This window comes from Paenibacillus sp. FSL R5-0345 (assembly GCF_000758585.1).
In the GTDB taxonomy this organism is placed as follows: Bacteria; Bacillota; Bacilli; order Paenibacillales; family Paenibacillaceae; genus Paenibacillus_AQ.
The window spans coordinates 4,370,450-4,383,032 of the sequence record NZ_CP009281.1 but is presented as its reverse complement, the minus strand read 5'-3'; the positions used below and the strand labels follow the sequence as shown (position 1 = coordinate 4,383,032).

Here is a 12,583-nt window from a genome sequence, read left to right as displayed (position 1 = left end):
ATGGATACTAAAAATGATATTAATGTATGTCATACAGTATATGTTTTATACTATGTATCATACACTATTGTTGCTACAGTATCAATTGAATTAGAATATTCTTCTAGGAAATAACAAGGAAATTTTACTAATCAATCAAAAAAAGTAAAAGGAGGGTGAAGTGAAATGGATTCTTTCTATAAAGACATACCGGAAGCCGCTACATGGGTAAGTGTTGAGCCTGTTCATAAAGGTTGGTCAAAGGATAAGAAATACTACATAAAGACCATTAGTGGCAGCGAACTTTTGCTGAGAACATCAGATATTTCTCAATATGATCAGAAAAAGCGGGAATACGAAGCAATTCTACGGCTGGTAGATCAAGATATTTTGATGTCAAGGCCGCTACAGTTTGGGGTATGCAATGGTGGTCAGAGTGTATATTCCTTATTGACTTGGATTGATGGGGAGGATGCGGAAAAGATTATCCCTACGCTAAGTGTAGAAGAGCAATATCAATTGGGTGTGAAAGCGGGACAATACTTACAATCTATACATCAAATGCCTGCGGGGAAAGATCAAGTGCCGTGGGCTGATTATTATAATCGGAAGATCGATAAATACATTACCAACTATAAAGCATGCGGCATTGTTCTAAAGGGAGAAGATCAAGTCATTCAATTTATAGAGGCGAATCGATACTTACTTGACGGACGCCCTCAAACTTTTCAGCATGGTGACTACCATGTGGGAAACATGATCGTTACGAAGTCGGGTGATTTGGGGATTATTGATTTCAACAGGTTTGATGATGGTGATCCGTGGGAGGAATTTAATCGAATTACATTTTGTGCGATGATAAGTGCAGAGTTCGCTTCGGGTCGTATTCATGGATATTTTAATAACAATGTCCCGGACTTGTTCTTTAAAATGATGGCTTTATATATTGCTAGCAACCAGTTATCAAGCATTTATTGGGCCATTCCATTTGGGAAAGAGGACGTTGCTGATATGCTGAGCAGGGCGGAAAGTGTTCTGAAGTGGTATGATGATTTTCAAACCTATATTCCAAATTGGTATTTGGCAAGCAAGTAGGATTCCTGCTATGCTTGACTCCTTATCAGTTTACTAGTATACTCATATTAACAAATCAAATCACAAACAAAATAAACAAATGATGGGCGTGACCAAATGAGGAATAATGGATTCACTGAAGATAACCAGTTAAGCTTATTGATCTGGTTACGGCTGGTAAGGGTATATGAGAATAGTAACGATCTTTCTAATGAGTTCTTGAAACAATTTGGCTTAACTGTCAATCAGTTCGATACATTGGTACAAATATTAATACATCAACCTGTGACACAGATGGAGATCGCCGAGCACCTAACCATTACTAAAGGCGGAGTATCGCATATGTTAGGCCGATTAGAGAAGGAAGAGTTCATTGAACGCAAACAGGATTGGAAAGTGAAGTACATTACTTTAACGGAAAAGGGTCAAACACTTATCGAGAAGGTGTTGCCTTTGCAATCAGACTTCCAAGCTTCGTTATTCGATCCATTGACTGACGAGGAGAAGAAAGTATTTTACAGCATGCTTAAGAAAATTCATCGGCATAGTCAAGATGTGAATCGGCTCCCGCGAGGGGTCCAGTAGTAATGACAAGCTTTATTAATCATAAAGCTTACTTTTTTCTCCATCAGTATACTAGTAAACTTAAATTCAATACGATTCAACTAGGAGGTTTTTAAAATGAAACAACAACCCATAAACGGACAACATCATGTGTCCATGATTACTAAAGACGCTAAACAAAACTTGTGGTTTTATACAGAGGTACTGGGCCTAAGACTTGTGAAGAAAACAGTAAATCAGGACGATCCTTCCATGTACCATCTATTTTACGGCAATCGCAATGGCGCTCCTGGCACCGAGGTATCTTTCTTTGAAATGCCAAATGCAGGTCGGACTCGCAAAGGGACGAACAGTATTAGTTCTTTCTCCCTTCTTGTTCCTAGTGATGAAGCCTTGTCATATTGGGCTAGTCGATTAGATTCTTTTGAAGTACCTCATGAAGCTATTGTAAGTATAGGGGAGCGTAAGTCGCTTACTTTTTATGATAGGGATGAATTGATGGTCCATCTAGTATCTGCTGAAAAAGATAACGGAATTGAGCTCGTTGAACCGTGGATTACAGAAGATATCCCTACAAAGTATGCCATCGTGGGGTTAGGACCCGTTGAATTGACTGTACGTGAGGCTAGCCGAACAAAAGCGGTTTTGGAAGATATTTTAGGCTATACACAAGTTCGGACAGTGCCTTCCATGGGTGATCCGAAGGTTATGGTGGATATTTTTGAAACAGATAAGGGTGGTTTGTACACTGAACTTCAGCTCAAAGAAATAAATGACAAGGATCGGGAGAGACCAGGTAGAGGCAGTATTCATCATGTGGCTATTAGAGTGAAGGATGTTGAAGAATTAACCGAATGGGCCGCCAAAATCACTGCTGCAGGGTTTAAAAATACGGGGGTCATTGATCGTTATTACTTCCATTCCTTGTATTTCCGGGATCCGAACCATATTCTCTTTGAGCTTGCTACAGATGGCCCAGGATTTGAGATTGATGAAGCTTTTGATGCACTAGGAGAGAATTTGACCTTACCTTCATTTCTGGAAGAACGTCGTGAAGAGATTGAATCGAAGCTTCATCCTATCCGTTAAACTTAATACAGCTATGAAAAGAGGATATTATCATGATGGAACAATATAGAATCGATGAGAGAAAAGGGTTGGAGCTAGGTTTATACACGTTAGGTGATCACACCACAGATGCCTTAACAGGTAAAGCAATTAGTGAACGACAACGGATTCAAGAGATCGTATCTGCTGCCAAATTAGCTGAGGATGCTGGATTAGATGTATTTGGAGTAGGTGAGAGTCATCAACCGAAATTCATTACCTCTGCAGCCTCGGTTGTCCTTGGAGCTATAGCAAATGCTACCGAGCGTATAAAGCTTGTAAGTTCAGCCACTGTGCTAAGCACTGCAGATCCTGTACGTGTATATGAGGACTTCGCAACTTTGGATTTGTTATCCGGCGGTAGAGCAGAGATTGTTGCTGGACGCGGATCGCGTCTTGGTGCTTATGAACTCTTTGGTTATGACGTAAGAGATTACGAAGAATTATTCGAAGAGAAAATTGAATTACTTATGAAAATAAATGAGTCTGATCGTATCACGTGGGAAGGGAAATACCGCCCTGCTTTAAATGATATGGAAATCTTCCCTAAACCTTTGAATGGCAAATTGCCAATCTGGCGAGCCGTTGGAGGACCCCCAGCAAGTGCAATTAAAGCAGGAAGAATGGGGATTCCGATGATGCTGACCACCCTTGGCGGCCCGTCATCTGCTTTTAAGGGTTCGGTGGACGCGTATCGTATGGTTGCAGCACAATCAGGATTTAATCCAGCGGAGCTTCCAGTCAGCACTACTTCATTAATGTATATTGATCCGGACTCACAAAAAGCATTCCGCAATTACTATCCTTATCTCAATCACTTGATGAAAGAGCTTCGCGGATCGAGTTATCCGAAGGATCAATTTGCGGAAGCGATAAGTGTGAGAAATGCGCTGCTTGTGGGTAGTCCACAACAAATTGTAGAGAAGATCCTCTATCAGCATGAGATGTACGGACATAACCGTTTTCTAGCTCAAATTGATGTTGGTGGGTTACCTTATCCTCAAGTGGAACAAATTATTGACTTGTTCGCATCTGAAGTAGCACCAGCCGTAAGACGCGCTACAGCTACTAAGAAATAAGAAGGAGGGGTTATGATGAAGATCATTAGGATATCAGGGTCTATTGTTGGATCGAAGACTAGAATCGCTGTACAGCAAGCACTTAATAATATTATAGAAAAGCATCCGGATTTCGAAGTAGAACTCATTGATCTAGGCGATTATATATCATCGGAACCCCTGTTTTTCAAGCTTCGATCCCGGGAACACTTAAGAACTTATTTGATTTACTTCCGGTTAATGGGTTCAAGGAAAAAGTTATCGGAATTGTGGTTACAGCTGGCTCTTCCAAACATTATTTAGTAGCAGAATAGCAGTTGAAACCGATTCTCTCATATATGAGAGCGGTGGTGGTTCCTAAGTATGTTTTTATTGAAGAGAAGCAATATGATCGGAAAATAATTGTGGATGATGATATTCTTTTTAGACTGAATCGACTAGCTAACGAATTGGTGAATACTACTAAAGTGATGCAGGTTGTGAAGAAAGAAGAAGAAGCAGCGTTTTTCTTTTAAAAATGTGTAATATAAAAGAGCAATTCAACCATTACGTTGAACTTCGTGCAACAGAATGGATCCGAAAAAAAGCGGATCTAAATTCTGTTGCATTTTTTACAAATGAATGTGGCTTGAAACTCTTTTTAATCTCGTCATTCAATGGAATCAATAGTAATATCGAACATAGGCATGAGGCATGAACTTAACCATTTTGTTAAATAACTGGAAGTATATAATTAAGGTTTCATTTATGAACAGGAGGAACGATGTGACTAATAACCGTATTGCCAATAGCAGGTTGTATAATCAAATAATTTCAGGGTCTTTACATCACACACCAGAGCAGGTTGTGAAAAAAATGGGGGCTATGCAAGCGCAAGATTATATGCAGGCGGTTTGGGCTATCGGATTACGTTCTCCAGCTTCGAAATTAGCAGATGTTGAGCGTGCAATTGTTGAGCGGAAGATTATTCTTACTTGGACGCTGCGGGGTACGCTTCATTTCGTCCCAGCAGAAGATGTGAAGTGGATGCTTCAGCTATCTGCACCGCGTTTAGCATCACAGACAAAGCGGCGAATGGTGGAGCTCGGACTTGATGATCAAACACTTGAGATCTGTAGGGAAATTATTGTCGATGCTTTAAAGGGCGGGAAGCAAATGGATCGTTCGGTCCTACTTCAGCTAATAGAAGAGGAAGGTATCCACACTGGGAATCAACGCGGTTATCATATGCTCTGGAATTGCGCCTATCAAGGGTTAATTTGTTTTGGACCGATGAATGGTAAACAGCAAACGATTGTGTTATTAGAGGAGTGGGTGCCGGATTGCCGAGAGCTATCTTACGAAGGAGCATTGCAAGAACTCGCCTTACGGTATTTTACTGCCCGTGGATTGGCGACCGTTCAAGACTTCGCTTGGTGGGCAGGTATAACTCTTACAGATGCTAGACGTGGGTTAGAATCTGTGAATAATGAACTTCAATCGGAGGATATAAACGGCGGCGAGTATTGGATGACTTCCCATCGACCAGCTCCTGCGGATGAAGATTCTGGAGTCTATTTACTACCGGGTTTTGATGAGTACATCCTTGGATATAAGGACCGGAGCGCTGTACTTGAGCCAGAGACGGCTCCTTTGATTGTCCCTGGAAATAACGGTGTTTTCCTGCCGATGATTGTTGTAGGTGGCCAAGTTGTAGGTACATGGAAACGAACAATTAAGAAAAAAGGGGTTGAGATTGTCATCCATCCTTTTGGAGAGCTTTGGAATGCTAAAGAAGCGGTGTTTAAAGCTGCTGAAAAATATGCTACATTTATTGACCTACCGATACTCAATATAAGTGTGTACTCTCCATTGACATGAGGACAATTGTTCTATGGAATAAACTTGAGTAAATTCAAATATCGTTCAGGGATGAATATCATGTTCATGAATGAGGACGAGTTAATAAGCTTTATTGATCAAGCGAAGACGAATACATAGGCTATAGGGGACCGTCACATCACAGAATGAACAATTAATAATGTAACCCGGCGGGCGCGGCCTGCCGGGTTTATTTTACATACATTTATTTGATCATATGAACTAGATTCGTCTAGCTAATTCTGCACCCTCCCAAATCGCATTAAGCGCTCTGCGAGCTTGCACAGCGTCACCAATTACATGATAAGGAATGGCACTTTCCTCCAAGAAGTCCTGAAGGGTTTGCTTGTTGAGGGCACGTGAACCTACTGCAATTACTACATAATCGGCTGGCAAGCTATGAAGCTCCCCATCTTTTTCAACCAGTACACTATCCTTGTGGATCGCCATACACTTACTGTTAGTCATTAATGTAACGCCATGGCCATAGAGACTTTCCATTACACAGATTTTACGAAGGATTCCCAGATCATTTGCTACATCGGCTTGCATTTCAACAACAGTGATTTGATTTCCACGTTCAACCAGCAGCTCAGCGACCTCAAGACCGACTAATCCCCCTCCAATAATAACGACTCGACCTTCAGGATGGGCTGTTCCCCATAATACATCATGTGAATTCACAACATGACCACTCAGAACGCCTTCTACTGGAGGAATAACAGGGGCGGAGCCGATTGCAAGAATGACTTCATCCGGACTAATTTCTTGGATAAGTGCTGGAGTAACCTCTGTATTCATTCGAATTTCCACACCTTCACGTTTAGCGGCTTCTCCCATATTTAGAGCGGCGGCGGCCATTTCTTCTTTACGCGGTGCGGCTCCGGCGATATAAAGCTGTCCGCCAAGAATGTCATTCTTTTCGCATAATATCGGAGAATGCCCACGCCGTTTCAAGGTGACTGCTGCTTCTAATCCGGCTGGTCCACCACCAGCAATAAGCACTTTCTTAGGCGTGCCCGCCCGTTGCAATTCATATTCACTTTCCCGTCCGGTTGCAGGATTAAATACACAGCTGATGAAAGGCACTTTCGGATTCACGAATCCATCGAAGCAGCCTTGATCACAGCCCACACATTTAACAATCGTGTCCGCACGTCCAGCTAATGCTTTATTACAGAATTCAGGATCTGCCAATTGAGCGCGGCCTATGGCTACGAAATCAGCCAGTCCTTCGGCAATAATCCGATCCGCAATCGCTGGATCATTAATACGTCCTACGGCGATAACTGGGATGCTAACCACGGATTTAATTTGTGCGGCATTATCTACATTGAAGCCTACGGGTAGATCAATTGGAGGTACTTCATATTTAATAGCTGTGCCTGCTGGAACGCCACGCGATACATTAATCGCATCAATACCAGCTTCCTCAGCCAGCTTCGAGAAGAGCTTCATATCTTCCAGTGTTAGTCCGCCCGGTAGATCCTCGATCGCTGAGATTCTCATCAAGATAGGGAACCCGGGTCCAACCGCTTCTCGAATGGCACGGATACACGCGAGCGGAAAGCGACAGCGATTCTCCCAAGAACCCCCGTACTCATCCTGACGGAAATTCATAGCTGGGCTTAGAAATTGTTGCGGCAAATAACCATGACCGGCATGGAATTCCACACTGTCAAAACCAGCTTTTTTCGCACGTGAAGCAGCCTCTGCGTAAGCTTGAACCATCTCGCTAACTTCGTGAAGCTCCAGCTCTCGGGGAATATGACTGACACCCTCGAAAGGAACAGGAGAGGAGGAGACTTGAATCAGGTTAGGAGTTACTTTCCCTCCATGCCATAACTGAAGACAGCTTTTGCCGCCTGCATCACGAATAGCTTGAGCTAATAGGGTCATGCCAGGAATGAATTTATCATCATAAATGGCTGGAGCATCATCAGAAGCAGCCGTTGGGTGAATGGTTGTTACTTCAACTGTATTTAAGCCGTTACCGCCTTTTGCGCGTGCAACATGGTAATCAATCAAGCGCTCGCTGACATAACCACCCGGAGCGTTCATTTTTGTTCCCATGGCAGGTAAAATGACCCGGTTCTTGAGCTCCATATTTCCGATCGTACCTTTGCTGAACAAGTGTGCGAATTCCATGAAATAACTTCCTCTCTACACTTAGGTTAAAAATAATTAGGTTATTTTAACCTATATTATCGAATGGGGTGATAAAAGTATGTGCATAAAATCACGAAGTATTTGGCACAAATGTAGTCCTTGAGGTAAGATAAGAAAATGACCGGAAATGAAGTCCGGTAGTTCGGAGGATGAACATGGATATTGAAGTCTTGATTCTGGCTCAATTAATGAAAGGGTCAAAGCATGGTTATGAGATTAAAAAAAATATTATTTTCGTAATGGGTAACGATAAAATCGTTAATAATAATTCGCTGTATCCGAAGCTGAAATTGTTTGAAAAGCGAGGTTGGGTAATTAAAAAAACGGAAATGCAGGAAAACCGGCCTAAACGGTATGTATATTCGATCACAGCCGAGGGTGAGGAGCGGTTTCATATCTGCTTGAACGAATTTACGCTGGAGACTATCCGTATTGATAATGAATGGTCTATTCGTCTTGCTTATTATGAGCTACTGGATCAGGAGGCCCGCCGAAGATTACTTGATTACAGAGAGACTTACATGAAAGAGAAGCTGGAACATTTACAACAGCTATCCCTAGTGCTTGGGAACGGTGAAGATTTGGTTTACTCTGAAGAGCTATATTTTTATACCCGTAGTATGGTATTACATGAGCTAGAGTTAATTCATATGCTTTCTCATAAACTGGACTCCTGGGATAAGCATTGATCCATATAACAGATATCTTACATACACACCTCGATAACAATGTGAATGAATGGTACATTTGATATTGGGATAGAAGGGGGCTTTCCATGAGAAAAGTATACTTATTAACCCTTAGTCTTATGCTTCTGTTTATTTTCCCAGCTTGCGATCGAGAACAGGCCAGCGATACTGTAATTAAGGAAGTAACGGTTACATCTAAAGGGAGAGTAATTCAATCTATCGTGATGCCACTTGAAAAGAACACTGATTTAGAAGAAGTTAGTGCATCTTTCCAAAGCCTTACGGCTGACCCGGATGTTTCAATTCCCTATGTGAAGATTGGAAAAATCATACAAATCGAATTTAGCGATACAGCTCCAGACAGCTACAATTTGACAGATTATATTTTGAGAGATGATGGCACTTTTAAGTATAAAAAAGAAACAGCAACGCCGGTAACTGTTGAATTTGAGGATAAGACAGCTACTTTTAAGCTCGATTCGAATATGGCGTCTTTTCTTAGTTCAGATAGTAAGGATTATGAAGCAGGGGCAACTATAAGGGGATTTCGACTGACAGGTGAGTGGGTAGACCAGACCAAGGAAATCACGTTTGTTGTTCGGACAGATGCTAAGTAGTTGTGGAGATCATAGAGTGTAAGGGAAAACCTAGGATTGTGGTTCATCAATGAAAAAAGACTAACCAGAAAGTGGTCAAGCCCCCATTTTATAGACACTGAAAAAAGACCCTAGGCAATAAGCTGTTTCCGGTACTCTACCGGAGGCAGCTTATTTAACCTTCGTTGTGGCCGATGTTGGTTATAAAATCGAATGTAATCTTCAATTTTCCTTTGTGCCTCATCCATATTTCGGATATCATAAGGATAGAGTCCTTCCGTTTTGAGATGCGAGAAGAAGCTCTCCATAGAGGCGTTGTCATAACAATTGCCTCGGCGAGACATGCTGATTCGGGCCCCAACCTTTGGCAGCATGTCGTGGTATGCATGAGACGTGTATTGGAATCCCTGATCGCTGTGAACGATCAGTCCAGTCACGTCTTTTTGCTGACTCCACGCCTGCTCAAAGGTCCGGAGAACCAGTTCGTTGTCGTTCCTAGCGCTCATTTGATAAGCGATAATTTCGTTATTGAATAAATCTTTAATCGCAGAAAGATAGAGCCACTTTTCGCCTACACGATATTGCGTAATGTCTGTCACCCATTTTTGGTTGGGAGCATCCGCTTTGAAATCCCGTTTCAAAATATTTTTCGCCACACGGTCTCCTTCAGAAGTAGCATAATTACAACGATGTTTTCGGCGGATCCTCGAACGAATGCCTAAATCCTGCATAATTCTGAGTACCTTCTTATGATTCATCCAAACCCCGTGGTCTTGTAGCAAGAACAATTGAATTTGGCGATAACCGTAGACTCCTTCATACCTTTCATAGACCTTCTGAATGAGCGCCTTTGCTTCCTGATCCCGATCTGTTCCTTTGCGCTTCAGGAAAGCGTAGTATCCACTTCTAGAGACCCTAAAGAGTTTACACAGGTTGCTAACGGCATACTCTTTTGCAGCGTTCTCAATGACTCTATATTTGTGCGTTTCACCTCCTGCATCCAGATTTCCAAACACTTTTTTAGCATTTCATTTTCCCGTTTGAGCTTTTGAACATACCTATCTTGATCGATATATTCAATACGACGCCCCCGTTGATCTAGTAGCCCAAATTCCCCTAGCTCTCGGTATTTCTTCATCCATCTCTTTACCCGTCCTTGATCTTGTATCTCAAAATGCTCCGTAATTTTCCGATAAGTCCATCTTTCCTCCACATGTAAACGAATGGCCTCTTTTTTAATCTCATCTGAGTAATTTTTAAACTTCTGTCCTTTAATCGCCATAAAAATGCACCCCCTAGAATTTCATCGGATAAACCAGGGGTTTTTTCCAATGTCTATTCTAAGGGGTGCACTTCAAAAGTCTGGCTAGTCTTTTTTTCTGTCCGATCTTATTATTTCACTTTAAGGCCCATGGCTTGGGCGACCTTAGTAAATACTTCAGTGTTTTCGTAGATTCCAGTAAACAACTGAGCATTTTTACCCATGGCTGTAATAGGAATATCTACTGCTGTATGACCCGAGGTCGTCCAGTCCACCACAAAATTCTGTTTGGAATTAGCGATGGCAAACGGACCATCCTCTTTAGAAATACCGTCGCCTGACTCATCTTCAGCATTCACAGCTTCAATAGAGAACCCACCTGTTTCATGGTCAGCGAGAACTAAGACAAGGGTATCGGGATTTTTTTTAGCAAAATTTTTGGCGACCTGTACGGATTTATCCAACTCTTGCCCCGCTTTAATTGTCATCTTGGCGTTGTTTTGGTGTGCAAATTCGTCAGTACCTTCTTCTTCAACCATCAGGAAAAATCCTTTTTTATTTGCTGCAAGCGTGTCTATCGCTTTTTTCGTCATTTCAGGCAAGGATACAACCGGATTATAAATATCTCCTTCACCCTCTGGCTTTTGCTGGAACATTTCCTCGTTTGCAAATAACCCGAGAAGCTTGCCGCTTTTCGCCTTTTGCATATCTGTTTTGTTCGTTACATAGGAATATCCAAGCTGCTTAGCTTTTTCTACAAGGTTACCTTGAGTACCCTTACTCTTCTCTGAAGGATCTTCAGTAGGCTCATCCGCGAACGTTCCTGGATTTCCTGCCGGATACCAGAAATCTTCGCCTCCACCGAGAAGAACGTCAACTTTGCTCTTGGTTAGGAGCTGCAGAGCGATATCACTTTGTTTGGAGCGATCTTCGACATGAGCGCCGAAGGCAGCGCCTGTAGCGTCTGTAATTTGACTTGTAGTTACAACACCTGTAGATTTTCCTGCTGATTTTGCATATTCCATAATGGTTTGGACGGACTTTTTATCTGCATCCATCCCGATGGCTCCGTTATAAGTCTTGACTCCGCTGGCATAAGCTGTTGCTGAAGCAGCTGAATCTGTAACAGGGACAGTGGAGCTTGTATGAATGAGTCCGGCATATGGCATAGAATCCATCGCTAGATTTCCTTTTTCACCTACTGTAGCTAGGCGGATGGCATTGCGCTGGGCACTTCCCATCCCGTCTCCGACAAACAGAATCACATTTCGTGTGTTTGATGAAGCTGCATTGGCTTGATTAGGGGCATGCGTAATGACTACGTTGGAAACGAAGAGAGCAGTTGCTGCAGTTGCTACAATGGCCGTCTTAACGCCGTGCTTTTTCGGTGATTTCATAATTTCCCTCCTAATGTATGTTTACAACCTCATACTATAGTAATTACATTAAGAGAATGTTTTCGTTACTTGTAAAAAATGTAAAAAGCGCTGTTGAACATTTGATTTTGCAGTAGGTATGGTTTCAAAATAAAATATATCTAGGTGTACGATTACAATATTTAATATATTCAGCTCCGAATACGGACTTTAAGTGCTGTTCTTCCTGAAGAATAAGTAAATGTATGGCGATAATGTTAAGTAGGAATATAATTAGTGTTAATAGATTTGGGTACATAAGATATAATCCCAGAAACATGAGATCAAAACCGACAAATGCGGCGTTTCTGCTAAATTTATATATACCATTCGTGATGAGTTTTGTTACAGTAGTCTTATCAATCCCAACTCTCCATGAAGTGCGCATAGCAATCATTGCTTGAATAAAAATGAAACATCCGAGGGCCGCTACCCCAACCCCGAAAAAGTGAATGACGGGATTATCAAACTGCTCACCGACTAGTGTAACTATGTATGACTCAGCTAAGGAGAACGCAAACCACGTTGCACCCCATACAAAAGTGGTAATCTTAACGAATAGCTCGGTATAATGAATCTTGGCTAGTTTTTTACCTTTTGCTAATACATTTCCTTTAATATGGTTCTTCTTGTATAGGATAACGAGCTTCATAAGGTAAGAAATAAGGAAAATGCAAAAAAGAATGAGAGATAGGATATTTTTTAGATTATTCATTGTATTTCCTCCTCACTAATACATATGAACGATTGCTCATATGTTTATCTATATCTTATTTCTTCATGCTGTGCGTGTCAACCCAATATTACTTCA

The 12,583-nt window shown here is 41.7% G+C and carries 13 protein-coding genes and 1 pseudogene; 9 read left to right on the top strand and 5 right to left on the bottom strand.

Annotation, left to right across the window (positions count from 1 at the left end; all coding sequences use genetic code 11):
* Nucleotides 1-165: 165 nt before the first annotated feature.
* The 7 genes and pseudogenes from R50345_RS19470 (at nucleotide 166) to R50345_RS19445 (ending at nucleotide 5,642) form a co-directional block, all read left to right on the top strand.
* On the top strand, nucleotides 166-1,074 hold the full coding sequence (locus tag R50345_RS19470) for an aminoglycoside phosphotransferase family protein (RefSeq protein ID WP_042129312.1): 909 nt from the start codon (nucleotides 166-168) through the stop codon (nucleotides 1,072-1,074).
* A gap of 96 nt (nucleotides 1,075-1,170) precedes the next feature.
* Nucleotides 1,171-1,638: a MarR family winged helix-turn-helix transcriptional regulator gene (locus R50345_RS19465; RefSeq protein WP_042129310.1), complete on the top strand. Its 468-nt coding sequence runs from the start codon at nucleotides 1,171-1,173 to the stop codon at nucleotides 1,636-1,638.
* 96 nt (nucleotides 1,639-1,734) lie between these two features.
* Nucleotides 1,735-2,706 (top strand): ring-cleaving dioxygenase, encoded by a 972-nt coding sequence (locus tag R50345_RS19460; RefSeq protein WP_042129309.1) that lies wholly within the window; start codon nucleotides 1,735-1,737, stop codon nucleotides 2,704-2,706.
* A gap of 32 nt (nucleotides 2,707-2,738) precedes the next feature.
* Nucleotides 2,739-3,803 carry an LLM class flavin-dependent oxidoreductase gene (locus R50345_RS19455; protein ID WP_197069695.1) on the top strand — a complete coding sequence of 355 codons (1,065 nt, stop codon included), beginning with the start codon at nucleotides 2,739-2,741 and terminating at the stop codon, nucleotides 3,801-3,803.
* A gap of 12 nt (nucleotides 3,804-3,815) precedes the next feature.
* Nucleotides 3,816-4,096, top strand: a pseudogene (locus R50345_RS32480) (NADPH-dependent FMN reductase).
* Between the two features lie 24 nt (nucleotides 4,097-4,120).
* On the top strand, nucleotides 4,121-4,297 hold the full coding sequence (locus R50345_RS32475) for a hypothetical protein (RefSeq protein WP_442950195.1): 177 nt from the start codon (nucleotides 4,121-4,123) through the stop codon (nucleotides 4,295-4,297).
* Between the two features lie 250 nt (nucleotides 4,298-4,547).
* The gene (locus R50345_RS19445) at nucleotides 4,548-5,642 is read left to right on the top strand and encodes a winged helix DNA-binding domain-containing protein (protein WP_052414655.1); all 1,095 of its coding nucleotides are present in this window, start codon (nucleotides 4,548-4,550) and stop codon (nucleotides 5,640-5,642) included.
* A 222-nt stretch (nucleotides 5,643-5,864) separates the two neighbouring features.
* Here R50345_RS19445 and baiCD read toward each other — a convergent pair whose 3' ends face one another.
* Complete coding sequence (gene baiCD, locus R50345_RS19440; RefSeq protein WP_042129307.1) at nucleotides 5,865-7,790, bottom strand: bile acid Fe-S flavoenzyme BaiCD; 1,926 nt, start codon at nucleotides 7,788-7,790, stop codon at nucleotides 5,865-5,867.
* Between the two features lie 176 nt (nucleotides 7,791-7,966).
* Between baiCD and R50345_RS19435 the strand changes: the two genes are divergently transcribed.
* Nucleotides 7,967-8,500 (top strand): PadR family transcriptional regulator, encoded by a 534-nt coding sequence (locus R50345_RS19435; RefSeq protein WP_052414654.1) that lies wholly within the window; start codon nucleotides 7,967-7,969, stop codon nucleotides 8,498-8,500.
* Between the two features lie 86 nt (nucleotides 8,501-8,586).
* On the top strand, nucleotides 8,587-9,117 hold the full coding sequence (locus tag R50345_RS19430) for a hypothetical protein (RefSeq protein WP_042129305.1): 531 nt from the start codon (nucleotides 8,587-8,589) through the stop codon (nucleotides 9,115-9,117).
* Between the two features lie 110 nt (nucleotides 9,118-9,227).
* Here the strand turns inward: R50345_RS19430 and R50345_RS19425 are convergent, their stop codons facing one another.
* The 4 genes from R50345_RS19425 to R50345_RS19410 form a co-directional block, all read right to left on the bottom strand.
* A complete protein-coding gene (locus tag R50345_RS19425; RefSeq protein WP_231574208.1) occupies nucleotides 9,228-10,028 on the bottom strand; it encodes an IS3 family transposase in 801 nt (266 codons plus the stop codon).
* Nucleotides 9,980-10,378, bottom strand: coding sequence for a helix-turn-helix domain-containing protein (locus R50345_RS32000; RefSeq protein ID WP_042123336.1), 399 nt, complete (start codon nucleotides 10,376-10,378; stop codon nucleotides 9,980-9,982). The genes R50345_RS19425 and R50345_RS32000 overlap by 49 nt, the downstream gene beginning before the upstream one ends.
* Nucleotides 10,379-10,488: 110 nt before the next feature.
* On the bottom strand, nucleotides 10,489-11,754 hold the full coding sequence (locus tag R50345_RS19415) for an alkaline phosphatase (RefSeq protein WP_042129303.1): 1,266 nt from the start codon (nucleotides 11,752-11,754) through the stop codon (nucleotides 10,489-10,491).
* A 124-nt stretch (nucleotides 11,755-11,878) separates the two neighbouring features.
* Entirely contained in the window at nucleotides 11,879-12,487 is a 609-nt protein-coding gene (locus R50345_RS19410; RefSeq protein WP_042129302.1) for a methyltransferase family protein, read from the bottom strand.
* Between the last annotated feature and the right edge of the window lie 96 nt (nucleotides 12,488-12,583).

What these genes read in the sequence shown, in the direction of transcription:
- R50345_RS19470 (WP_042129312.1), top strand. Translation starts at nt 166, where the DNA reads ATGGATTCTTTCTATAAAGACATACCGGAAGCCGCTACATGGGTAAGT.
- R50345_RS19465 (WP_042129310.1), top strand. Translation starts at nt 1,171, where the DNA reads ATGAGGAATAATGGATTCACTGAAGATAACCAGTTAAGCTTATTGATC.
- R50345_RS19460 (WP_042129309.1), top strand. Translation starts at nt 1,735, where the DNA reads ATGAAACAACAACCCATAAACGGACAACATCATGTGTCCATGATTACT.
- R50345_RS19455 (WP_197069695.1), top strand. Translation starts at nt 2,739, where the DNA reads ATGATGGAACAATATAGAATCGATGAGAGAAAAGGGTTGGAGCTAGGT.
- R50345_RS32475 (WP_442950195.1), top strand. Translation starts at nt 4,121, where the DNA reads ATGAGAGCGGTGGTGGTTCCTAAGTATGTTTTTATTGAAGAGAAGCAA.
- baiCD (WP_042129307.1), bottom strand. Translation starts at nt 7,790, where the DNA reads ATGGAATTCGCACACTTGTTCAGCAAAGGTACGATCGGAAATATGGAG.
- R50345_RS19435 (WP_052414654.1), top strand. Translation starts at nt 7,967, where the DNA reads ATGGATATTGAAGTCTTGATTCTGGCTCAATTAATGAAAGGGTCAAAG.
- R50345_RS19430 (WP_042129305.1), top strand. Translation starts at nt 8,587, where the DNA reads ATGAGAAAAGTATACTTATTAACCCTTAGTCTTATGCTTCTGTTTATT.
- R50345_RS32000 (WP_042123336.1), bottom strand. Translation starts at nt 10,378, where the DNA reads ATGGCGATTAAAGGACAGAAGTTTAAAAATTACTCAGATGAGATTAAA.
- R50345_RS19415 (WP_042129303.1), bottom strand. Translation starts at nt 11,754, where the DNA reads ATGAAATCACCGAAAAAGCACGGCGTTAAGACGGCCATTGTAGCAACT.
- R50345_RS19410 (WP_042129302.1), bottom strand. Translation starts at nt 12,487, where the DNA reads ATGAATAATCTAAAAAATATCCTATCTCTCATTCTTTTTTGCATTTTC.